At 54.4% G+C, this 24,226-nt stretch carries 14 protein-coding genes; 10 read left to right on the top strand and 4 right to left on the bottom strand.

Features of this window, described 5'->3' with window-relative positions; genetic code table 11:
- Window positions 1-71: 71 nt before the first annotated feature.
- Window positions 72-1,298, top strand: a complete 1,227-nt coding sequence (locus tag MKX76_RS26975; protein ID WP_007131744.1) for an MFS transporter — start codon at window positions 72-74, stop codon at window positions 1,296-1,298.
- 165 nt (window positions 1,299-1,463) lie between these two features.
- Here the strand turns inward: MKX76_RS26975 and rnjA are convergent, their stop codons facing one another.
- Window positions 1,464-3,182: a ribonuclease J1 gene (gene rnjA, locus MKX76_RS26980; protein ID WP_007131743.1), complete on the bottom strand. Its 1,719-nt coding sequence runs from the start codon at window positions 3,180-3,182 to the stop codon at window positions 1,464-1,466.
- Between the two features lie 185 nt (window positions 3,183-3,367).
- On the opposite strand from rnjA, the gene MKX76_RS26985 reads away from it, so the two are divergent.
- Window positions 3,368-4,126, top strand: coding sequence for a YqcI/YcgG family protein (locus tag MKX76_RS26985; protein WP_341034905.1), 759 nt, complete (start codon window positions 3,368-3,370; stop codon window positions 4,124-4,126).
- Window positions 4,127-4,483: 357 nt separating this feature from the next.
- On the opposite strand, the gene MKX76_RS26990 is transcribed toward MKX76_RS26985, so the two are convergent.
- Window positions 4,484-5,368, bottom strand: a complete 885-nt coding sequence (locus MKX76_RS26990; RefSeq protein WP_341034906.1) for a helix-turn-helix transcriptional regulator — start codon at window positions 5,366-5,368, stop codon at window positions 4,484-4,486.
- Window positions 5,369-5,543: 175 nt separating this feature from the next.
- Between MKX76_RS26990 and yicI the strand changes: the two genes are divergently transcribed.
- The 8 genes from yicI to MKX76_RS27030 all read left to right on the top strand — a co-directional run bounded on the left by yicI (window position 5,544) and on the right by MKX76_RS27030 (window position 20,413).
- Window positions 5,544-7,868, top strand: a complete 2,325-nt coding sequence (gene yicI, locus MKX76_RS26995) for an alpha-xylosidase (protein WP_341034907.1) — start codon at window positions 5,544-5,546, stop codon at window positions 7,866-7,868.
- A 222-nt stretch (window positions 7,869-8,090) separates the two neighbouring features.
- The gene (locus tag MKX76_RS27000) at window positions 8,091-9,881 is read left to right on the top strand and encodes a cache domain-containing sensor histidine kinase (RefSeq protein WP_341034908.1); all 1,791 of its coding nucleotides are present in this window, start codon (window positions 8,091-8,093) and stop codon (window positions 9,879-9,881) included.
- On the top strand, window positions 9,874-11,433 hold the full coding sequence (locus tag MKX76_RS27005; RefSeq protein ID WP_341034909.1) for a response regulator transcription factor: 1,560 nt from the start codon (window positions 9,874-9,876) through the stop codon (window positions 11,431-11,433). The genes MKX76_RS27000 and MKX76_RS27005 overlap by 8 nt, the downstream gene beginning before the upstream one ends.
- 295 nt (window positions 11,434-11,728) lie before the next feature.
- Complete coding sequence (locus MKX76_RS27010; RefSeq protein WP_007131737.1) at window positions 11,729-12,697, top strand: ABC transporter permease; 969 nt, start codon at window positions 11,729-11,731, stop codon at window positions 12,695-12,697.
- Between the two features lie 15 nt (window positions 12,698-12,712).
- On the top strand, window positions 12,713-13,621 hold the full coding sequence (locus MKX76_RS27015; RefSeq protein ID WP_007131736.1) for a carbohydrate ABC transporter permease: 909 nt from the start codon (window positions 12,713-12,715) through the stop codon (window positions 13,619-13,621).
- A gap of 77 nt (window positions 13,622-13,698) precedes the next feature.
- Entirely contained in the window at window positions 13,699-15,408 is a 1,710-nt protein-coding gene (locus MKX76_RS27020) for an ABC transporter substrate-binding protein (RefSeq protein ID WP_007131735.1), read from the top strand.
- A gap of 225 nt (window positions 15,409-15,633) precedes the next feature.
- Window positions 15,634-18,024, top strand: coding sequence for a glycoside hydrolase family 95 protein (locus MKX76_RS27025; protein WP_432806775.1), 2,391 nt, complete (start codon window positions 15,634-15,636; stop codon window positions 18,022-18,024).
- Window positions 18,025-18,385: 361 nt separating this feature from the next.
- The gene (locus MKX76_RS27030; protein WP_341034910.1) at window positions 18,386-20,413 is read left to right on the top strand and encodes a beta-galactosidase; all 2,028 of its coding nucleotides are present in this window, start codon (window positions 18,386-18,388) and stop codon (window positions 20,411-20,413) included.
- A gap of 323 nt (window positions 20,414-20,736) precedes the next feature.
- Here the strand turns inward: MKX76_RS27030 and MKX76_RS27035 are convergent, their stop codons facing one another.
- Window positions 20,737-22,374, bottom strand: coding sequence for a response regulator transcription factor (locus MKX76_RS27035; RefSeq protein ID WP_341034911.1), 1,638 nt, complete (start codon window positions 22,372-22,374; stop codon window positions 20,737-20,739).
- Window positions 22,352-24,187, bottom strand: coding sequence for a cache domain-containing sensor histidine kinase (locus MKX76_RS27040; protein ID WP_232239351.1), 1,836 nt, complete (start codon window positions 24,185-24,187; stop codon window positions 22,352-22,354). Before MKX76_RS27040 ends, MKX76_RS27035 begins: the two co-directional genes overlap by 23 nt.
- Between the last annotated feature and the right edge of the window lie 39 nt (window positions 24,188-24,226).

The following is a 24,226-nucleotide window of genomic DNA, read 5'->3' on the forward strand; positions in this document are numbered from 1 at the left end:
TCTTGCGATATCAGAAAGCTGGCGCCGCGAAGTTTATACTGTCTGATATCTTAAGAAAGGAGCGTTTTAGCATGCGTAACGGAAGGATGGGGCTGTTAAAGGAGCCGAAGCAGCGTAAGCTCCTGTTCAGCGCCGGCATCAGCTGGATGTTTGACGCCATGGACGTGGGGATGATCTCGTTTGTTGTCGCCGCCCTCGCCGCAGAATGGTCGCTGAGCTCGCAGCAGGTCGGGATATTGACAAGCACGACGTCGATCGGGATGGTATTCGGTGCGGCGATGGCCGGTTTTCTAGCGGATAAATACGGACGCAAAAATATTTTACTCTGGACGCTGCTTATTTTCTCGATCGCGAGCGGTCTTTCGGCACTGGCCACCGGCTTTATCATGCTGTGCTTGCTGCGCTTTATCGCAGGGTTCGGTCTTGGGGGAGAGCTTCCGGTGGCCTCCACCCTCGTTTCGGAAAGCATGCCGGTCCGGGAACGGGGAAGAGCAGTTGTCCTGCTTGAGAGCTTCTGGGCTGCGGGGTGGATCTTATCCGCATTGATTGCGTATTTCGTCATTCCGGACTATGGATGGCGAACGGCCTTTGTCATTGGGGCGCTGCCGGCCATTTACGCGCTGTACCTTCGCCGCGCAATCGAGGATTCGCCGCGGTATATGCGGCAGAAGAGCGCCCGGAGGCTATCGTTTGGAGAGCGCGTAGCCTCGGTTTGGTCGACCGAGCATCGGCGCACGAGCATCATGCTGTGGGTGCTCTGGTTTACGGTGGTCTTCTCCTATTACGGCATGTTCCTGTGGCTCCCGACGGTCATGGTAGACAAGGGCTTCAGTCTGGTCAAAAGCTTCCAGTACGTGCTGATTATGACGCTGGCTCAATTGCCGGGCTATTTTACGGCCGCTTACTTTATCGAAAGGTTCGGGCGGAAATTCGTGCTGGTCACGTATTTGGTCTTTACGGCCATCAGCGCGATCTGGTTCGGTTACGCGAATACCGAGGCTTCGCTTCTGGCTGCGGGCATCTGCCTGTCCTTCTTTAATCTCGGAGCATGGGGCGGATTGTACGCATACAGTCCGGAGCTTTACCCGACGAAGGTTCGTTCGACAGGCGTAGGGCTTGCGACCTCCTTCGGCCGGATTGGCGGCGTTATTGCACCGCTGCTTGTTGGCGTTTTGAAGCAGCAGGGAACCCGTATCGAATTGATTTTTGTCATGTTCTTTGTGACGATTTTGATTGGGGCGCTGGGAGTGCTCCTGCTGGGGAAAGAGACCAAGGGGCTGGAGCTGGCGGATGAGTAAGTGCAGGGACTCTGAAACCTTCTCCAGCTGGTATGCGATAAAATCGGCAGTTGGCCATTAAACGAGCACAAGGGGCATTCCGATCAGGTCTGAAGACCTTCGGAATGCCCCTTGGTTCGTTTGAGCCGGATGGATGGAATTGTACTCTGGGTCTATATTCTACAATTATACTTCCATTATTGACGGCATAATATATGGGCTTCGTCCCAGCTCCCGTTTGAAATAACGGTTAAGGGCCGTGTTCGTCATCTGCTCCCAGACCGCGCGGTTATATTCACGCTGCTCTCCGGCTTTGTTCAGCTGCTTGCGGAGCATCGCTTCGGCTCGACGCAGCAGCGGCTTGGAGTCCTGCATATACACAAAGCCGCGGGTAATCAGCTCCGGGCCGGACAGGAGCTTCCGTGTTTCCGGATTAATGGTGATCGCAACGATCACAACCCCGTCATGGGCCAGCTGCACCCGTTCCTCAAGCAGCTCCTTCTCATGCTTGCGCAGTTCGCCGTTATTAATGTAGATATCCCCCGAAGGAATGTTGCGCCCTTTCTTTGCATAATTGCGGTAGATCGACAGCGTATTGCCGATATTCAGCAAGTAGACGCTGCTGTCCGGAACCCCAACCTGAGTGGCCAGATGCCGGTGATTCAGCAGCATCCGGTACTCTCCATGGATCGGCACGAAATATTTAGGGCGCAGGCTGCTGATCATCAGCTTCAGATCCTCCCGGCAGCCGTGCCCGGATGTGTGAATGTCAAGAATCGAGCCGTATTTAACCTCCGCGCCGGCACGCATCAACAGATCGATGCTGCGGTTCACGTTCTGGGTATTCCCCGGAATCGGCGAGGACGAGAAGATGACCGTATCGTTCGGATGAATTTGAATGGACCGGTGCGCCCCGGAAGCGATGCGCGTAAGAGCCGCATTGGGTTCGCCTTGGCTTCCGGTGCAGATAATCAGCACCTGGTCGTCACGGTAACGGTTGACTGCCTTGACGTCAATCAGCATGCCTTCAGGCATGCGAATATAACCGAGCTCCTGCCCGATGACGAATACCTTCTCCATGCTGCGTCCGACGATGGCAATTTTCCGTTTGGTTCGGATGGCAGCCTCCACAACCTGCTGCAGCCGGTGGACGTTGGAGGCAAATGTGGCAAACAGGATCCGTCCGGGGCACTCATGGAACAGGCGGAGAATGGAGTCGCCTACCGTACGCTCCGAAGGCGTAAAGCCGTCGCGTTCGCTGTTGGTGCTGTCCGCCATCAGCGCGAGTACGCCGCGTGCGCCAAGCTTTAATATTTTATGAAGATCGGCGGGCTTATCCTCCGGCGTGAAATCGAATTTGAAATCCCCGGTATGTACAACAGGACCGTATGGAGTTTCGACAACGATGCCAAAGGCGTCCGGAATGCTGTGGGTTGTCCGGAAGAAATGAACGGACAGATGCTTGAAAGAGATGGTCTCGTCCTCATGGAAGAGCCGCAGATCACTTTGATCCAGCAATCGATGCTCTTCAAGCTTGGCACGGACCAATCCGATGGTCAAAGGGCCTCCGAATATCGGCATCTGAATTTGACGAAGCACATAAGGAATAGCCCCGATATGGTCCTCATGGCCATGCGTCAGGAACAGACCCTTAATTTTATGCTTGTTTTCAATCAAATACCGGATATCCGGAATAATGTAGTCGACACCGCTCATTTCAGCATCGGGAAATTTCAGGCCGGCATCAATGAGGATGATTTCGTTTTTGAACTCGACGCCATACATATTTTTGCCGATTTCCCCAAGCCCTCCCAGCGCGAACAGTCGAACGGGCGGTGCGGTAGGCCTCGGCTTCTTGGCCGGCTTGGCATTTTGAATCTGATCGTTTAGCAGGGGTTTAGACATAATGTGAAAGAATCCTCTCTATGGTAATTAAGGCGTAAGCCTGGAATGGTAATTTTCTTCTCTACTTAAGATATCAGAAAGTTCAAGCTTCGTGAAACGGTTTTCTAAAATCATGTTAATTTTGGCTGGTACAGTCACCTATTTTTGTTCCCCCCTATATGCTGAAGAAAGGGGAGGGACTGGTAATGAGCTCACGGACAACACTGCTGGATACGGATGCCTTGTTTCATCTGCCGGAGGCCTGGCAGCTTGAAGCCGCTGACAGCCTGATGGCGAAAATGACGGATAAGACCGCCAAATTCCCTTGTATTCCTGCCGTTCAGGGCCATGCTTTGAAGCATTTCCGATACGGCTTTCTCAACCTTAGCAGGTATTCAATAGAGGAAGCATCCGGTGAATTAGCTTCACTGCTTCATGAGTATGGGCTCCATTCAAGAGAATACGGAAACTATACATCGCTGGTGGTTATGATCCATACCGGAAAGGATGGGGACGGCCGCAATGGCGTCGAATATTACGAGAGGCTGTTCTGGGCTCTGCTGAGCCGGGCAACAGCGTATGACCCGCAGCCATGGCCCGAGTCCATACCGGATGAGCCGTCACATCACTTATGGGAATTTTGTTATGGCGGCGAGCCGTATTTCGTTTACTGCGGGACGCCGGCGCATGAGAAGCGCAGGAGCAGGCATTTTCCTTGCATGATGCTTGCGTTCACGCCGCGCTGGGTTTTGCGGCAATTCAACGCCAAAGCCCGGCAGGCTCAGCGGACCAAGAAGCTGATCAGGGAACGCCTAGAGGCGTATGATGCCGTGCCGCCGCACCCGGATTTGAATTTGTACGGACAAGAAGACAATTACGAATGGAAGCAATATTTCCTTGACGACAGCGCCGAGTCTCCGATTCGCTGTCCGTTTGTCCGGATCCATAGGGAGGTCCGGCAATAATCGGTCACCAATATATTAGGAACGCTGTTCTAGGGCGAAACTCTCGCTTTAAACGGCGTGTTTTGCTTGTTCGCTGGTTGTTGACCATTTTGTTGTCCTTCGCTGGCGTTATCTGCTGCGATCCCCGCAAAGGATACGAATCTTACGGGAGACTATGTATAACGGTTCTGATCAATATGGGAATGCAGATCCCTAGGGCTCCGAACAGGCGGCCCTGAAGCCGAAGCCGGCGACAAGCACGATATAAATAAGACCGCGAGCAGATGAACAGCCAGAACAATATCGTCACTGCTTATTATAATGTAGAGACACTGGTGAAATATATTAAGAACGAGGGCAGAGCCAGTACCCCCGAAATTATAAGTTTTTGCGATATTCTGAAGGCGTGCAGTTCATGATTTTGCGGAATACCCGAACAAAATAGCTGATATGCCCGAATCCGACATCGAGTGCGATGTCGGATATTTTATGTTCCGGCTGACGCAGCAGCTCCGCTGCCTGCCGCACCCGATAGGAGTTCATATAATCTACCGGCGTCTGACCGGTCATCGATTTGAAGAAGCGGCAGAATTGACCCTCGCTCATCGGGATCAGGTCGGCCAGCTCGCTGATTCGAATCGGGCGATGGTAGTTGTTTTGAATATAGACGATCACCTTCTTCAGCCGCTCGGTTCTTGATGTATCGGCCGCATCGGAACGGCTGCGGTTCACCAGCCTGCCGGATGCGGCGGCGTGATGGAGCATAAGGTACAGATGGCCTTTGATTGCAGCTTCATAACCGGGCGGCGGCGGCTGTTTGGATAAGGCGATCATGTCCTTGATATGCTGGAGCAGCGCACCATCCGTCTCGGAGGTAATCAGCCTAGGAAAGGTGGCCTTCCGTTCCTGAAAGGGAACGATCATGCCTTCCTGGAGCGCATCGTACTGGGCGCTTGCGAGCATGCCGAAATCGAATACCATGGCACAGAAGCTGCAGCCTTGATCCCCTCGGGCGTGGCCGGTATGGATATCGGAGCCGTCGATAAACAGGGCTTCGCCAGCGCGAACCGGAACATATTCGGTATCGTTGATTTGGAACAACACCTCGCCTTCGATGCAATAGAAGATTTCGGATTCCGTATGCCAGTGGGAGTCTACAACATGAGCCCCCGGGGCAAATTGGTACCAGTAAATCCCGAACGGAAAGCGTTCGCTGCCATGAGCCTTGCTTTCTTTGAGGGACCGGTGCAGCGTTTGATCCATGCTTGAATCCTCCTTCGGGCTTTTCAGGAAATGAATGGGTTGCATCTAAACGTCAAGATTGTGCTATAAAATGGCCGAATATTGATAGTTCCATTAAAAATATATCAGTATAATGATATTATAACGCTTTCAACCCAATAATCAATTTTCAGAATATAGAAAGGCGGTTCCTATCATGAAATTTACGGACGGCAACTGGCTGGTACGTGAAGGCTTCTCGATTGCAGGAGCGGTACAGGCCTATGATTTTGCAGTGAAAGGCAACACGCTCACAGCGTACGCCTCGACAGCCCCGATTCCAGGCAGAGGAGCAACTATCAACGCGCAGCTCATTACCGTGCAGTTCCATTCTCCGGCTCCGGGCGTGATCGGCGTCAAGCTTGTTCATTATGCAGGCGTACGCGACCTTGGACCGGCATTCGAGCTGTATAAGGAAGAAGGCAGCCATGCATTTATTGAGGAGAATGACGAGGAGGCTGTGCTTCGCAGCGGAAATTTGAGTGTCGTCATCAAGAAAGGCCCGCAGTGGTCGGTTCATTTCTATCGTGGAGACGAGCGTATCACGGGCAGCGGCTTCAAATCGATCGCCCACATTGTTGAGGACGGCGGACAGACCTACATGCGCGAGGAGCTGGATCTTGGCGTAGGCGAATGGGTATATGGGCTTGGCGAGCGCTTCACGTCCTTCGTGAAGAACGGCCAAACCGTCGACATCTGGAATCAGGACGGGGGCACAAGCTCCGAGCAGGCTTATAAAAACATCCCGTTCTACATCACGAACAAAGGCTACGGCGTATTCGTGAATCAGCCGGATCTCGTCTCCTTCGAGGTGGCCTCCGAGAAGGTGAAGAAGGTGCAGTTCAGCGTTCAAGGCGAGTCGCTGGAGTACTTCATCATCGATGGTCCCGATCCGAAAGGCGTGCTCGATAAATATACGAATCTGACAGGCAAGCCGGCGCTGCCTCCGGCCTGGACCTTCGGCTTGTGGCTCTCAACCTCGTTCACGACACAATATGACGAAGCTACGGTCAATTCATTCGTGGACGGGATGCTGGAGCGCGACATTCCTTTGCACGTCTTCCATTTCGACTGCTTCTGGATGAAGGGGCTGAATTGGACCGATTTCCAATGGGATGAGGAAGTATTCCCGGATCCGGAAGGCATGCTGAAGCGCCTGAAAGAGAAGGGCCTGAAAATTTGCGTATGGATCAACCCGTATATCGCCCAGCGCTCGCGCCTTTTTGAGGAAGGACGGGAGAAGGGATATCTCGTGAAGAAGCCTAACGGCGACGTGTGGCAGTGGAATCTGTGGCAGCCGGGGATGGCGCTTGTGGATTTCACGAATCCGGATGCATGCGAATGGTATGCAGGATATCTCCGCGAGCTGGCGGACATGGGCGTGGACAGCTTCAAAACGGATTTCGGCGAGCGGATTCCAACCGATGTCGTATATTTCGACGGATCCGATCCGCATAAAATGCACAATTATTACACCCAGCTCTACAACAAAGTGGTATTCGAAGTGCTTGTGGAGAAATTCGGGAAAAATCAAGCGGCCGTATTCGCGCGTTCCGCTACGGTTGGCGGACAGCAGTTCCCGGTTCACTGGGGCGGCGATTGCTACGCCGATTACGAATCCATGGCGGAGAGCCTTCGCGGCGGCTTGTCGCTCGGCCTAGGCGGCTTCGGCTTCTGGAGCCATGATATCGGCGGCTTCGAGAATACGGCGCCGGCCCATGTGTTCAAGCGCTGGTTGGCGTTCGGTCTCCTGTCGAGCCACAGCCGCCTGCACGGCAGCACGTCCTACCGGGTGCCTTGGGCATACGACGAAGAGGCCGTCGATGTTACGCGCTTCTTCACGAAGCTGAAGAGCCGTCTAATGCCGTATCTGTTCAATACAGCGGTTCAAGCCTCGGAGCACGGGATTCCGAGCATGCGGGCCATGTTCCTGGAATTCCCTGAAGACCCGGCCGTCGAAATGCTGGACCGTCAATATATGCTTGGCGACTCGCTGCTGGTTGCTCCGGTCTTCAGCGAGAAGGGAGAAGTATCGTATTATCTTCCGCACGGGCCCTGGACGCATCTGCTGACCGGCGAAACGGTGGAAGGCGGTTCATGGCGCAAGGAGACCTATGATTTCCTCAGTCTGCCGCTCTTCGTACGGGGCAACTCTTTCCTGGCGCTGGGCGCTAACGACAACCGGCCGGATTATGACTATGCAGACGGAGTGGAGCTGGGGCTGTATGCCTTGGAAGATGGCCAAGAGGCATCGGTAACGGTGCGCAACATGGAAGGTCAGATTGAACTGTCCGTACGCGCTGTCCGTGTTGGAAACCGGATTAGCCTGACATCCGAAGGCAGCGGCAAGCCGTTCTCCGTGAAGCTGTACGGCACGGGCGAAGCTGTCTCCGTAGACGGAGAAGGGGCGACTCTGGCGGAAGGCCGGATTGACGTGGCCGGGGGCCGGAAAGCGGAATTCGCCGTTCAGTTGAAAGGATAGTTTTCGGAAGCGCAAGATTGGCTGCTTGTTAATAAGGAAGGTGAGCCCGGACCAGCCCTGTGCTGGAGTCGGGCTTCTTCCATCTTTTGGTTGATCAAGAAGGGGTGTTTATCCTGATATAATTGGGGAGCGGCAGGGAGTTTGGGCCACCATCGGCAATTATTTGTAACCGTTTCCTCGGATCTGCCGACGTCTATGTAAGACAGGAGCGAAAACCATTCGATGTTATCGTATTTCATTCAACTGATGAATGATATGAAAATCCGAACGAAATTGATTTTATCCTTTGTCGTGGTCGTATTTGTTCCGGTTTCAATCGTCAGTATTTTCCTGACGGGAGAGCTCCGTAAGTTTGCATTTAACAATGCCTTGGAGCAAGCGTACCAGAACGTGGACCGGGTGAAGAAGCGGTCGACAGAGGTGCTTAACGTGTCGGATGATCTATCCTACCGGCTTTCATATGATGAGCGGCTCAAAAACCTGGCCAACCGCCAATATGAAAGCGTATACGATGTGTTTGTCGCCTATCGTGCTTATCCGGATCTTCAGCAGGCGAAGCAGATGTATAAAGAGATCTCCAACATTCGCTTTTACAGCGAGAACCAGACCATGCTGAACAACTGGGAATTCATCTATCCGGAACAAGAGATCCGGCAGGCGGAATGGTACGTCCGGGCCCAGGAAAATATCGGCGTCATTCACTGGGATTATATTGTTGATGAGCGTGACGGGAAGCACTACCTCAGCCTGATCAAGGGAGTGGACCTGGGGAGCAAAGACAACCGCGGCGTGCTGGTTATCAACGTCAACACGGGCATGCTGAATACGATTCTGAATCAGGAATCGTTCTACACGATCATAGCGGACAGCAAGAACAATATCGTTGCTGCCAACCGCCCGGATCTCTACGGCAGGACGCTGTCCGAAATCCATGATGATTCCGGCGCGGTTTATCAACCGAGCGGGTCCTACGAGGCGGTCATTGATCGTGAAGCATCCAAGGTGCTCATTGAACCGCTGAATCCGGAGATGGGGCAGAACAGCCTAAGAATTATATCGATCTTCTCCATCGACAGCATCGTAGCCGAAGCGAACCGGATTAACCGGCTGGTGATGACGGTCATCATCATTAGCCTGGTGCTGGCCGTCCTGCTGATCTACAGCTTCTCCTCGCTCATTTCAAACCGCCTGCTAAGGCTTAGCAAGCATATTACAAAGGTAGGGACCGGGAACCTTGCCGTGGCGATGGAGATTGACGGCAAAGACGAGATCGGGCAATTATCCCGCCAGTTCAACTCCATGGTCGGAAGCATTAATGAGCTGATGAACGAAGTGCAGGAATCCAATTTGCAGAAGCGGCGCTTGGAGCAGAAGCAAAGTGAAATCAAGTTTAAAATGATGGCCAGTCAGATCAATCCCCATTTCCTGTTCAATGCCTTGGAAGCGATCCGGATGGAGGCCCATTTGAAGGGCGAGCGCGAGATCGCCCGAATCGTCCGGCTGCTCGGAAAGATGATGCGCAGCAATCTTGAGGTCGGAAGCGGAAAGACGACGATCAAGGACGAAATCGAGATGGTGCGATGCTATCTGGACGTTCAGAAATTTCGGTATGAAGACCGGTTGAAATATGAGCTGGAGGTGGATCCGGATGCCGAGCCGGTCAGGATCCCTCCGCTGATTATCCAGCCTCTCGTTGAAAATGCCGTCATTCACGGCATGGACCACAAGGAAGACGGCACGTTTATCCGGGTTAGGGTTACAGCCCAGCGTGGCATGATTCTCGTCGTAACCGAGGATAACGGGGCAGGCATTACTCCGGAACGGCTCGAGATGATACACAGCTTCCTGAATGAATCCGACGAGCATGAGGGCGGCCGAATCGGCTTGCGCAACGTGCATGTCAGACTCCAGCTGACTTATGGCCCCGAATCCGGCTTGGCCATTTATAGCGAGCCGGGAGAGGGCACCCGTATAGAATTCAGTATTCCGACAGGAGGAGAAATCGATGATTAAAGTGCTGATCGTGGATGATGAGCCTAAACTGCGTGAAGGTTTGAAGAGTATCGTGCCTTGGAGCGAGCTGGGGTACGAGGTCGTGGACACAGCTGCCAACGGAAACGAAGCGCTTGAGAAGCACAAGCGTTATGCGCCGGACGTCATGCTGGTGGACATTCGCATGCCGGGCATGGACGGTCTGCAGCTGATCGAGGCGGTCCGCTCCGCCGATCCGGCGATTCATCTTCTGATCCTCAGCGGTTACGCCGATTTCGATTATGCCAAGCGGGCTATCTCCCATCGGGTTGACGGATATTTGCTCAAGCCGGTAGATGAGGATGAGCTGTCCGCTTACCTGATGCAGATGAAGGAAACGATCGAGCAGGAGCGTCAGTGGATGGCGCTGAATCAGGCCGCCTCGGAAATCAGCCGCGAGCAGCTCATTCAATCCTGGCTCCGGCAGGAACAGGAGGCGGGAGTGGATGCGGCATCCCGCCAGCTGGCCGAGCAGCTGGGACTTGCTTGGGACCATTATCAGGTTGCACTTGTTTATGTTCACGGCTCCGATGAAACGAGCGATGAACCGGATCGCCTTCTGAAGGAAAAGCTGGTGGAAGCCTTCGAGAGGGAGGGCAGCGGCATCGTATTTTCGTTGCATGGCTTTCTCGGTCTGCTTATGCCGGTACCGGTGCTGTCCGCCTCCGGAAGGAAAGAGCTGCAGGACCGGCTCGAGACGGCAGCAAGCGCGGCCGGAGCCGCTATTACGGCCGCCATGGGGCAGCCTGTGCGGGAGGCCGCCGATACCGTCAAGTCCTACCATGCGGCCAAGAAGCTGCTGCGGCGGCGATTCTTCTATGCCCCTGGCGAGCTGCTATACCCGGAGTCGGTGCCTTTCGGCGGCGAGAACGGGGCTGAGCCATCGGAAGGGTATGAGCCCGGTCCGTTCATGGAGCAGCTGTATTACGCAGTGGATGTCGGCAACGCGGACATTCAGCAGAAGCTGCTCCGCTCCGCCGCCTTGGGCATGATCCGGGATCAATACACCGAAGGGGACATGAAGAGCGCTTTCGTCGAGCTGCTGACCAGCGTGCATAACAAGCTGACGCTGCATCATACCGAGCTGCAATCGCGAACGAAGGAATACTCGGACCGGATAGCTGCAATCTTCCGCCAACGGACCGTATTTGATCTGTGCCGGCACTCCGCCCAATTCCTGGAGGAGCTGGTGTGGCAGGCGGGCAGAGGGGGGCGGGATCAGGAGATGAAGCGCATACTGGACCTGATCCAACGAAATTACAGCGACAATATTAAGCTGGAAACCTTGGCCTCGGTATTCAATTACAACAGCGCTTACTTGGGCAAAATGTTCAAAAATACAACAGGTGAATACTTTAACACGTATCTGGATAAGGTCCGAATCGACAAGGCCAAGGATTTTCTGAAACAGGGGATGAAGGTGTACCAGGTTGCGGAGAAGGTAGGGTATACCAACGTGGATTACTTCCACAGCAAGTTTAAAAAATATGTTGGAACCTCGCCGTCGAATTATCGCAAAGAGCTGGAGCTTTAAGGGAGCAGTGTGTTATCTCACGTCACGGCGGATGCCTTGGACGGGATAGCCGGCTGCAGCTTGATGCCAAGGCTTGTTCCGGTGCTTTTCGCTTCCGCAGGTAAGGGCTGCCTTGATTCTGCCCGAAGACGCGTCTATGGTGCGCGTCTATTTTTGTTTGTCCCTCCCCATAGGACATGGCCGGGATCGGGAGGAACAATGTCTAATTTTTATATGATTTTTGCACGAATCCTTTGGGTACCCCCTTCCTGCGGCTTCGTTTATCATCAGGGTATACAAGAGAGGAGGGGTTGGCTTGAAAGCGGTAACAGAGAGAGAAGGCAGCGTCCAACCTGCCACCAGAAAGAAGAAAAAGAAAGGCTTTTGGGCCACTTTCAAGGAGCAGAAAATACTGTACGGCATGTCGCTGCCCTTCATCATTGTCGTGTTCATCTTCAGTTATTTGCCGATATGGGGCTGGCTCATGGCGTTCCAAAGTTACAGGCCGGGCAGAAGCGTATTTGAGCAAAAATGGGTCGGGTTCGATCACTTTGTGGCCCTGTTTACGGATGAAAAGTTTTATCTGGTTTTGCGAAATACGCTGGCTATGAGCTTTATGGGGCTGATCGTCGGCTTCACGATTCCGATCCTGTTCGCTGTGCTTCTCAATGAGCTTCGTGGAAGCGTTTTTAAACGGACGGTTCAGACGATTTCGTATCTTCCCCATTTCGTATCCTGGGTCGTTGTAGCCGGGATCGTGACCAAAATGCTGTCCGTTGATGGAGGCGCTGTCAATCAGCTGCTGTTGTGGCTCGGCATCATCGACCAGCCGATTCAGTTCATGGCGCAGGGAAGCTGGTTCTGGTATATCGTAACCGGCTCGGATCTGTGGAAGGAAATGGGCTGGAACGCGATCATCTATTTGGCAGCGATTTCAGGCATCGACCAAGAGCAGTTTGAGGCCGCCAAGGTCGACGGCGCAAGCCGCATCCGTCAGATTTGGCATATTACGATTCCAAGCATTGCGCCGACGATTGCGATCCTGCTGATCATGTCGATCGGACATCTGATCAGCATCGGCTTCGAGAAGCAGTTCCTGCTCGGCAACCCGCTGGTGGTGGATTACTCCCAGGTCCTGGATCTCTATGCATTGAATTACGGGCTTGGCATGGGACGCTTTTCCTTCGGTACGGCCATCGGGATGTTCAACTCGATCGTCAGCATCATCCTGCTGCTCATCGCGAACGGCGTTTTCAAAAAATTTACCAAGCAATCGATTATGTAAGGAGGAGGGACCCGCATGGCACGTACCAAAGCAGCATTCAAGCCCTCGCTCTCCGACCGGGTGTTTGATATTGTGAACTACACGTTTATGACGCTTGTCATGATCGTGACCTTATATCCTTTTTTAAACGTACTGGCCATTTCCTTGAACGACTCCGTCGATACGGTTCGCGGAGGAATTACGATATGGCCCCGTCAATTCACTTTCGAAAATTACGTACAGATTTTTCAATACGAAGGACTGCTCACCGGAGCGAAAATTACGGTCCTTCGGACGCTGGCGGGAACGCTGCTCGGCCTGCTTAGCGGCACGATGCTCGGTTATGTGCTGAGCCGGGTCGATTTTCAGGGCAGAAAGTTCATGTCGACTTTTCTTGCGCTGACGATGTATTTCTCGGGCGGCATGATACCGGTATTTATCCTGATCCGGGATCTGAACATGATGAATACGTTCCTGGTCTACATCATTCCGGGAATGGTAAGCGCGTTCAACGTGTTCGTCATCCGGTCATTCATCGACGGCCTGCCGTATTCCTTGCAGGAATCGGCCAAGCTGGACGGCGCCAATGATTTTACGATTTATTACCGGATTATCCTTCCGCTGTGCAAGCCCGTGCTCGCAACGATTGCGCTGTTTCTGGCCGTCGGGCAGTGGAACTCCTGGTTCGATACGTATCTGTACAACGGCTCCGCGCCTCATCTGACAACGCTTCAATTCGAGCTGATGAAGGTGCTGCAGAGCACGCAGGGTCAGCAAAGCGGCATGATGACCGGCCAGAACATGGCCGAGATCGTGAAACAGGTATCTCCGGAATCGATTAAGATGGCCATTACGATTGTGGTCACGGTTCCGATCCTGATCGTCTACCCGTTCCTGCAGCGTTACTTCGTGAAGGGCATGACGCTTGGCGCAGTAAAAAGCTGATGGCTTACAGCTATCAAGCAGGCCCTTATGCCTGTTAAACGATAGATTATTTACACTTTAGATTAGGGGGTAAAGCAATGAAACAGAAGAAGAGAATATCGTTGCTGTTAGCGGTCATGATGATGGCAACGTTCGTTCTTGCAGCATGCGGCGGTGACAGCGGCAATAGCGCAAACGGCGGACAAAAAGAAAACGGCGGAACGGATGCCCAGCAGGAAGAGAAGCTGGAGCCGATGACGATGACCTATTACAGCGCGGACTCCAATGCAAACTGGGTGAACATGCAGGATGCCGTCGGCAAGAAGTTGACCGAGAAAACCGGTGTTACGATTCAAGCCGAATATGCAGTTGACGGCTCCAACCAGAAGCTGCCGCTGATGGTCGCGAGCGGTGAGTATCCGGACCTGGTGTTTGCTAAGGGTGACGCTAACCTGTTCGTGGATGCTGGCGCTTTTATTGATCTGACGGATCTGATCGAGGAGCATGCGCCGAACATCAAGAAGGTGTACGGCGATTACATGAGCCGTCTGAAGTGGAGCAACGAGGACGAAGCCATCTATGTTCTGCCGACGCTTGCAGCGGTGGATCATGAAGCGCTTGATGCCGGAGGCACGTTCCAGATTCAGCATGAAGTGCTGAAGGAGCTTGGATATCCTGAGCTCAAGACGGTGAAGGACTACGAGAATGCACTGAAAGAGTACTATGAGAAGCATCCGACCATTGACGGCCAGCCAACGATTCCGCTGACGCTGAATGCGGACGGATGGAGAATCATGATCTCCGTGACGAACCCGGCGTTTATCGCAACCGGCGTATCCGATGACGGTGAATACTACATCGATCCGGAGACGACGGAAGCTAAATTGCACTACAAGCGTCCGGAAGAGAAAGAGTACTTCCGCTGGCTGAACCATATGAATGCTTCGGGCCTTTTGGATAAAGAAACGTTCGTTCAGAAGACGGACCAATATGAAGCGAAGATTTCCTCCGGCCGCGTGCTCGGCGTGATTGACCAGGAGTGGGGCTTCGGCAATGCAACGAACGCGCTGAGATCCGCCGGCAAGGAGAACCGCACCTATGCGAGATTCCCGATCCAGCTGGATGAATCGACGAAGGATGCAACGTTCCAGGATACCGGTTATGTCGCCGGATGGGGTGTAGGCATCACGTCTTCCGCGAAGGATCCGGTTCGGATTATCAAGTTCCTGGATTACCTGGCTTCCGAGGAAGGGCAAATTTTGATGAATTGGGGTATTGAGGGCGAGCATTATAACGTCGTGGACGGCAAGCGCGTCATTCCGGAAGAGGTCCAGGAGCGCAAAACCTATGACAATGCCAACTTCACTAAAGAAACGGGCATCGGTTTGTATAACGCCATCTTCCCGCGCTATGGCGACGGCGTGAAGGATTCGACGGGCAACTACTATACGACGAACTTCCCGGAAACGATCAAGGAGAACTACACGCCATCCGCCAAGGAAACGCTGAAGGCTTACGGCGTTGAAATGTGGAAGGACCTGTGGCCGAAGAAGGAAGAATTCCCTGTGAAGCCGTGGGGCGTAGCTTACAACATTCCGGTGCCAAGCGACTCCAACATTAATATTACGTACAAAAAAGTGGAAGAGATTACACGCAAGCGCATTCCGGAAATCATTCTGGCCGATCCGGCGAAATTCGATCAGCTGTATGATCAGTTCATCAAGGAACTGAACGATGCCGGAGCGGAAAAAATGGAGAAGGAATATACCGAGCTTGTGCGTCAGCGCGTCGAGCTGTGGAACAGCTAAAGTTCAAGAAGGGGCCGGCCTCGTGCAGGCCCCTTCTTATTTCGGGGACCAACCTCGGCGCAGGACATTTAATATTTTTCAGTAACAGGTTCGCAAATGGGAGGGTCTGCCCTCAAAATGGAGAAATACAATCAAGAAGAAATCATTAGGAGAACAAGAACTCGCTTGGCGCACAATGGCAAATCGACGACTATGAGATGATGCACGTTACGCGAAAAGGAGGAGATCAAGCTGGAAACGAATCCGAGCAGATCCTATAAGCTATGGTACGACAAGCCGGCTTCCGTATGGGAAGAGGCGCTTCCTCTAGGGAACGGACGCCTTGGCGCAATGGTGTTCGGGGGCATTCAGGAGGAGCGTATTCAATGGAATGAGGATACACTCTGGTCCGGATTCCCGAGGGATACGAACAATTACGAGGCGCTTCGTTATTTGCAAGCGGCCAGGGAATTGATCGCTTCCGAGAAATATGCGGAGGCCGAGAAGCTGATTGAGGAACGGATGGTTGGCCGGAATACGGAAGCCTTTTTACCGCTCGGGGACCTGCTGATCGAACAAACGGGGATCGATGACTGGCAGTCGAATTACCGGCGCGAGCTGGATCTGGGCAATGGGGTTGCTTCGGTAGTGTTTCGGACCGGGCGAGGTGAGCGCTTTCAAAGGGAGATGTTTATCAGCGCGGCGGACCAGCTCGCGGTGATCCGGTATACGGGCAGTGCCGAAGGGAGCATTCATCTGAAGCTGAAGCTGCAGTCGCCTCTGAGCTATGAGACTGATATTACGCCCGGCGGCGTTATGCGGCTGTTCGGACATGCGCCGACGCACATCGAGGATAACTACCGAGGTGACCACCCCCAATCGGTATTATACGAGGAAGGAAGGGGGCTCCGATATGAAATGCAGGTCGCGGTCCGGGCGGATGGGGGCCGCATCGGCATAAACGGTGATGTCTTGACGGTTACCGGCGCCGGTGCCGTGACGCTGCATGTTGCGGCAGCCACCGACTTCGAAGGCTTTGACGTCATGCCGGGGGCTAAGGGGAGCGATCCGGCAAGACTGTGCAGCGCCCGTCTTGAAGCCGCTGCAGGGTATGATGACGAAGCCTTGCGTTTGCGGCATACGGAGGAGCATCGGGCGCTCTTCGGACGGGTGGCGGTGGAGCTGGGCGATGCCGAGCATCGTGCCCGGATGGAGGCGATCCCGACGGATCAGCGCCTGGCGGCTTACGCCGGAGGTCAGGAGGATCCATCGCTGGAGGCGCTGATGTTCCAATACGGGCGATATTTGCTGATGGCAAGCTCCCGCCCCGGAACCCAGCCGGCGCATCTCCAAGGGCTGTGGAACCCTCATGTTCAGCCGCCTTGGAACAGCAATTATACGACCAATATCAATACGGAGATGAACTACTGGGCAGCGGAGACGGGCAATCTGAGCGAATGTCATGAACCGCTGATCCAAATGGTCCGGGAGCTAGCCGTCAGCGGAGCACGGACGGCCAAAATTCATTACAATGCCCGGGGATGGGCCGCACATCATAATGTTGACCTATGGCGAATGGCTAATCCAAGCAATGGAAGGGCCATGTGGGCGTTTTGGCCGATGGCCGGCCCTTGGTTGTGCCGCCATCTATGGGAGCACTATGTATTCAACCCGGATCCGGAGTACTTAAGGAACACGGCTTATCCTCTCATGCGGGAGGCGGCGCTATTTTGCCTGGATTGGCTGATCGAAGACGGCGAGGGGCATCTGGTTACCAGCCCGTCGACATCGCCGGAGAATCAGTTCTTGACGAAGGAAGGCGTGCCGTGCAGCGTATCGGCAGGGTCCACGATGGATATGACGCTGATTCGCGAATTGTTCCGCCATTGCCTTAAAGCCTCCGAGCAACTGGAGATCGACCAGAAGCTGCAGGAAGAGCTGCGGAGCGCGCTGGAGCGGCTCCTTCCATATCAAATCGATGATGACGGGCGGCTGATGGAGTGGAGCAAGCCTTTTGCGGAGGCGGAACCGGGCCATCGGCACGTATCGCATCTGTACGGCCTGTATCCCGGCACCGATATCACTCTGCGGGATACGCCCGAGTTGGCGGAAGCCGCCCTGCAGTCGCTCATGTCCCGTATCCGGAGCGGCGGCGGACATACGGGCTGGAGCTGTGTGTGGCTCATCAATCTGTTCGCAAGGCTGCAGCAGCCGGAGCTGGCTTATCAATACGTGCGGACTTTACTAACCCGTTCGGTTCACCCGAACCTGTTCGGCGATCATCCGCCGTTCCAGATCGACGCCAATTTCGGCGGAGCTGCCGGCCTCGCCGAAATGCTGCTGCAGAGCCATCTGGGCGAGATTGTGCTGCTGCCCGCGCTGCCGGCTGCATGGTCCTCGGGTGCCGTCCGCGGCTTGAAGGCGCGGGGCGGCTTCCTGATTGACATGGAGTGGAAGGACGGCGCATTGGCATCGGCGTCGATCACGTCAACCCATGGGCAGCCTTGCAGCGTCAGCTGCGGGATCCCGGTGCGGGTGCAGCGTGAGGACGGATCAGCTGCGGCTTCGGGCGAGCGCTGCTCCTTCGACACGGTCAAGGGAGAGACGTATCGCGTGCTCCCGTTAGAGCGTGCCTGAGCCTGTTAGGGAGGGCATCTAGGCAGTGTGGCTGTGGAGGGCGCTTAGCCGCGTGGTTAGTGAGGGCTCTTGGCAGTGGCTGTGGAGGGTGCCAGGCAGTGTGGTTAGGACTGATATGTAGTGTGTGGGAACGTACAACAAGTCCTCAAAAGGGACTTGTTTGGCTAACTGGGGTAATATTTCGAGTAACAAGTCCTTAAAAGGGACTTGCTCAGGGAACCGAGGCGAAAACTCGAGCAACAAGTCCCCTAAAGGGACATGTTCGAGGAATTGAGGTAAGGGTTGCTACTTTTGGAGGATGGAACGAGCGAAAATACTTTTTTAACGACAGATAATGGCTATGGGAGGATGGGGAACGGCTATGATTAATGATAAATTACCGAAAATGTGGTACGGCGGCGACTATAATCCGGAGCAGTGGGACGAGGAGATCTGGAAAGAGGACGACCGCATGTTTAAGCTGGCTGGCATTGATGTCGCCACGATCAACGTGTTCTCGTGGGCACTGAATCAACCGGATGAGGACACCTATGATTTCGCTTGGCTGGACGAGACCATCGACAGGCTTTACCGGAATGGCGTTTATGTCTGCCTCGCAACAAGCACGGCCGCTCATCCGGCTTGGATGGCGCGGAAATATCCGGATATTCTGCGCGTCGATTACGAGGGCCGCAAGCGGAGGTTCGGCGGACGGCATAACTCCTGCCCGAACAGCCCTACGTACCGTAAATATGCGAAGCTCATGGCAAGCAAGTTAGCGGAGCGGTATAAGGATCACCCGGCTGTTCTGATCTGGCATGTATCGAACGAGTACGGCGGCTACTGTTATTGCGACAATTGCGCGGAGGCATTCCGTGTGTGGCTCAAGCAGCGTTACGGGACGCTAGATGCGCTCAATAAAGCATGGAATACCCGCTTCTGGGGGCATACGTTCTACGACTGGGAGGATATCGTCGTCCCGAATGCACTGAGTGAGGAATGGGGCGGCAACCGGACGAATTTCCAAGGAATTTCGCTTGATTACCGCCGCTTCCAGTCTGACAGCCTGTTAGACTGCTATAAGCTCGAACGGGATGAGCTGAAACGCATCACACCGGATATCCCGGTAACCACCAATCTGATGGGCTTTTATCCGGAGCTCGACTATTTCAAATGGGCCAAGGAGATGGACGTTGTCTCATGGGACAATTATCCATCGCTCGATACTCCGTTCAGCTTTACGGCGATGACGCATGCGCTTATGCGCGGGCTTAAGAGCGGGCAGCCGTTCATGCTGATGGAGCAAACGCCGAGCGTTCAGAACTGGCAGCCGTACAACTCGGCGAAGCGCCCCGGCGTCATGCGGCTATGGAGCTACCAAGCGGTTGCCCATGGGGCGGATACGGTTATGTTCTTCCAGCTGCGCCGTTCGATCGGGGCCTGCGAGAAATATCACGGCGCGGTGATCGAGCATGTCGGCCATGAGCATACCCGCGTGTTCCGTGAATGTGCGGAGCTGGGCAAGGAGCTGCAGCAGCTCGGGGACCGGCTTTTGGATGCACGCTCCGACGCGAAAGTAGCGATCATGTACGACTGGGAGAACCGTTGGGGGATTGAGCTGTCCAGCGGTCCGACGGTCGCGCTGAATTATGTTAGCGAAGTGCATAAGTATTATGATGCGCTGCACCAGCTGCATATTCAGACGGATATGATCAGCGTGGAAGAGGATCTGTCCCAATATGACGTTGTCATTGCTCCGGTGATGTATATGGTGAAGCCGGGATTCGCCAAGCGCGTCGAGGAATTTGTGTCTCGGGGAGGCACTTTCTTGACGACCTTCTTCAGCGGCATTGTCAACGAAAACGATATCGTAACGCTGGGCGGTTATCCAGGCGAGCTGCGCAGTCTAATGGGAATTTGGGCCGAGGAGATCGATGCCCTGCTGCCGGGACAGCAAAATCAAATGATCATCCGGGGCAAGTATGGGGAGCTGGAAGGCTCCTATGACTGCGGCATTTTGTGCGATGTGATTCATGCGGAAGGGGCAGAGGTCGTTGCTGAGTATGGCTCGGACTATTATAAAGGCAAGCCGTCGCTTACGGTCAACCGTTTCGGCCAAGGCAAAGCCTGGTATGTTGCATCCAGTCCGGACGCGAAGTTCCTGCAGGATTTGATGAAAACGATCTGCACAGAGCACGGTATTCAGTCGGTGCTGGATGCGCCGGCCGGCGTGGAGGCTGCCCGCAGGGTCAAGGATGATAAGGCATTTACTTTCGTGCTTAACCATACGGCGGAAGCTAAGACCGTGCCATTAGGGGATGTGGTTTACAAGGATTTACTGACGGGCAAGGAACAGCAGAAGCAGTGTGAAGTCCCTGCGCGGGGCGTCATGATTTTGGAGAAGCTGTAGATCGGGCAAATTGAGCAGCAGCATGTAGCGGCGGATCGCCGTTAAGGCGAAGGAGCTGAACCATACTGAAAAAGCAGAGCAGCAGGGAGCATTCCCTGCTAGCTCTGCTTTTTTTTGCCCGCGAGACCGCCCGCGAGACCGCCCGCGAGACCGCCCGCGAGACCGCCCGCGAGACCGCCCGCGAGACCGCCCGCGAGACCGCCCGCGAGACCGCCCGCGAGACCGCCCGCGAGACCGCCCGCGAGACCGCCCGCGAGACCGCCCGCGAGACCGCCCGCGAGACCGCCCGCGAGACCGCCCGCGAGACCGCCCGCGAGACCGCGTTACATGAAATCGGTCAAACGCTTGCGGAATTCCTTCGGCGATATGCCTTCCTGCTTCTTGAACACGAGGCTGAAGTACTTCTCGTTCTTGAACCCGACCATCTCGGCGATCGCCGCCATTTTCAGCGCAGGGTTCTGCAGCAGGATTTTCGCCTTGGAGATCCGGAGACGGTTGATATACTCCGGTATGTTAACCTGATGCTGCTGCTTGAATTTACGGGAGATGTATTCCCGGCTCACATGGAACCGGCTTGCGATCTCGTACAGCGACACCTCGTTCTGGTAGTGCTGCTCGATGTAGTCCGTAATGTCGCGGATCAGCTCCCCGCCGGACTGCGTTCTGGACAGCAGGACGGAGGAAAGGCGGTTCATCAAACCCGTCCAATAGTGCTGCCATTCGGCAAGCGAGAATACGTATTTATTGGGATTCGGGGACTCCAATTCCGAACACGCCTCCCGGTAGAGCTTGTGCACCGGTTCGGATCCGGCACCAGCCGTTTCATAAATGACCTGGTTGGCAAACCGCTCGATGTCCCGGTCCCACTGTGCTAGAAGTTCAGGTGTAATCACTCCGGTTTTGCGGATTTCGTGCGTCCACGCTTCGACTGCATCCGCAATCAGGTTAGGCTGTCCGCTGAGAACGGCAAGCTTCCAAGAATCCTCATAGCTTCCGAACTGGAGGGCCTTGGGCAGATTCCCGGCAAGGCTTCGGACCTCGTCTCCGTCATGGATGAAATGGCTGAGCACCGTCAAGTCGCGCGAAGCGAGAGAGGACAGGCATTTGGCATACAGCTTGGGCATGTCCCCGGGGTAGCTCCCCGCCGGGCTGGTGCCAAAATGCATATGCCGCGACAGCGTCCGGTGGATCCCGTCGTTTATATCATGAAGGCGGGCGGTCAGCGCGCCGATCTGCTCCCAGACGAGGATCACGATTCGATGATGGGAGCCGAAATGGCGGAATGCGATCCCGACGCCGTCCTTTTGCAGAAATTCATTGCAAATATTCAGCAGGGCAAACATAAGAAGATCGAGATGATGGCCGAAACGCTCGAATAACGTACTGTCCGATGGATCGATCTGCAGCACGGCCAGCCTTACGCGCTCCGCTGACTCAGGAACGATGCCTTCGGTCTTCAGCCGCCGTGCAACCTGGACATGGGCGCTCGGATCCTCGAGCAAGCTTGTCAGCAGCTTCTCGGAGTACACCGGCCGGTATTCGTTGACCTGCACGTGCTGCTGCTGCGCAGCCCGGCGCTCCGCTTCCTCCGCCCGCCAGGCCGATGCCGCCTTGTCGACGGCTTCATTGATGGCAGCCTCTTCGATCGGCTTCAAAATATAATCCGTACCGCTATAGCGGATCGTATTGCGGACAAATTCGAAATCATCATGCCCGCTGATGACGATGAATTTCGTATCCGGGTAATGCTCGTGAATCCATTTCATGAGATCGACACCGTTCTTCAGCGGCATCAGCATGTCCATCAGGACGAGGCTCGGGCGATAAGAGGGGATCATCTCCATTGCTTCCTGCCCGTTGGCGGCCTCCTGAATTTCGGTAATGCCATGCTCCTCCCACCGGACAAGCAGCTGAATCGCTTTGCGCACGCGGCTCTCGTCATCGACGATCAATGCCTTCATCCGTTTCACCTTCCACATGTATAGTCAGAACAACACGGAAGCCACGCGGCTGGTTGTTCTCCAGATTGAACCCGGATTTTCCCCGGGAATACAGCTTGAGCCTTGTCATAATGTTGATGAGGCCGATGCCGCTTTGGTCCTCCTTGTCCTCAGAGCTAACCTGCAGCTGCTCCAGGTCCAGCTCCTCCAATTGACGCAGCTGCGCTTGCAGCGCTTCGAATTGCTCCTCAGGCATGCCGTTGCCGTTATCCTCGACGGTAATCTGCACGAGCGAAGGGGAGAGACGCCGGCTTTGAACGAGGATATAGTTGTCTTGGGCGACCGGATTCATGCCGTGCTTGAAAAAGTTTTCAACCAGCGGCTGGATCAGCATCTTCGGAATAGTCATTTCCAAGGTGGACTCTTCCACATCGTACCTGAAGTCGAACCCGTTCTCAAATCTCTCCTTCTGCAGCTCGATGTAATCCTTGATGTGATTCAGCTCCGTGCGAAGCGTTACCGGCTTATCGGTATTGTACATGCTGTAACGCATCATCCGGGCAAGGGCCGAGATAAGAGAGTAAATTCTCTTCATATCATGCTCAAGCGCAAGCGTGCCGATGGTTTGCAGGGCATTGTTCATGAAATGCGGGTTCACCTGGGCCTGGAGCGCCCGGAGCTGGTTCGTCCGATTGGCCAGCTTCAGCTTGTATTCCTGCAAAATCAGGTTGTTGATCGTATCCATCATGCTGCTGAATCTGCGGTACAGAATTCCGATCTCGTCCTTGCGGTCCGATTCGATATCAACCGTCATGCGCCCGCTCTTTACCTGGCTCATAAATCCGACAAGCTCCCGGATCGGAGCGGTAATTCGCACCGAGATCCAGATCATGGCGGCGATGATCAGGATGAACGATACCGCAAGCAATAAAATATTGATGAAAGCCGCCTTGTCCGCGCTGCTCAAAATATAGGAGGACGGAATTTCCTTAATCATCGTCCAATTGCTGACAGAGGTCTGGACGCGGTTATACACATAAATGTTGTCGTTATGTTCGAAATAGCCCTGCTGTTGTCCCGATTCCATAATGGTCTTATACCAATCCTCGCCAAGGGGCTGCCCAATTCGCTTCTCGTCTCCGGAATACATGACAATCCCGTCTTCGCTTGTAATGTATAGCTGCTCGTTCCCAGGCTGGAATAATTGACTGCTGATCCGGCTGAGGAACGTCATGTCCAGATCAATCGCGAGCAGCCCAAGCCGGTCCGAGGATGGCACGCGCTCGATGACCCGATACAGCGTCAGCACCTTGGTATTCTCTTCATAGGGATAGGCCAGTTGAAAGCCGTAGGTATGCAGGGCATGAGGCGGCTGGATAAACAGCTTTCGGCCCTGCAGATCCGGAATTTCCCGATACAGACTGATGTCGCTGGCTTTTCTCGCTATATCTTGTGCGTACAAGGTGGACTCCCGCTGACCGTCTACGTACAGATAGACCTGCCGCGTTCCGGTAATGGCATGATACATCGACTGCATGGTTGCAGACTGCCTGCCGCCAGTGCTGATGTTGCCGTGGCTGTAATACAGGCTGCGGAAAAACTCAGGATCGGAATAGACCGTCAAGGAGCTCCGGTTCAATTCTTCCAAATCGCTCTCCAGATTCATCCGCCCCTGGTAAAGAAGATTTTGGTTCTCAACCACCGCCCGCTCCTTTAACGCATTGGTCGTCGTGACATAACTGATGATCAAGGCGGCCGTCGTCGGGATGATCGTGGCCAGGATCATAAAGGCGATCAATTTTGTGCGTATGCTGTTCCAGTTCAAATCTTTCACCCGCCGATCAATTTTCTATACCTATTCGTTCACATCCTA

Source organism: Paenibacillus sp. FSL R5-0810, assembly GCF_038002285.1.
GTDB classification, from domain to species: Bacteria; Bacillota; Bacilli; order Paenibacillales; family Paenibacillaceae; genus Paenibacillus_AQ; species Paenibacillus_AQ lactis.